The sequence below is a fragment of the Buchnera aphidicola (Pemphigus obesinymphae) genome (assembly GCF_026122815.1).
Lineage (GTDB): Bacteria > Pseudomonadota > Gammaproteobacteria > Enterobacterales > Enterobacteriaceae > Buchnera_C > Buchnera_C aphidicola_BJ.
This window is the reverse complement of the sequence record NZ_JAIWQW010000100.1, coordinates 1-372: the sequence shown is the minus strand read 5'-3', so window position 1 is coordinate 372 and position 372 is coordinate 1. Positions and strand designations below refer to the sequence as shown.

Below are 372 nucleotides of genomic sequence, written 5' to 3'. Positions count from 1 at the left end.
TCACCACGACCTGAAAGATTTACTATTAACAATTGTTCTTTGTTAGGATTTCTTTTAATTAATTTTAAAGCATAACCTAAAGCATGTGCAGATTCTAAAGCTGGTATAATACCTTCTTTTTCAGATAAAGTTTGGAAAGCTGTTAGTGCTTCTTGATCTGTGATAGAGACATAATTCGCACGACCGACATTTTTTAACCATGCGTGTTCAGGACCTACTGAAGGAAAATCCAATCCAGCAGAAATAGACCATGATTCTTTAATTTGACCTTCTTTTGTTTGAATTAAAGGAGCTTTCATACCAAAATATATTCCTATTCTACCTAATTTTAAAGCAGCTCCATGTTGATCTGTTTCAATTCCTTTTCCTGCT

Annotated in this window: 1 pseudogene; it reads right to left on the bottom strand. The window is 33.6% G+C overall.

Annotated elements, in window-relative coordinates:
- A pseudogene (locus LDP10_RS03290) lies at positions 1-372 on the bottom strand (tryptophan synthase subunit beta); the annotation flags it as partial.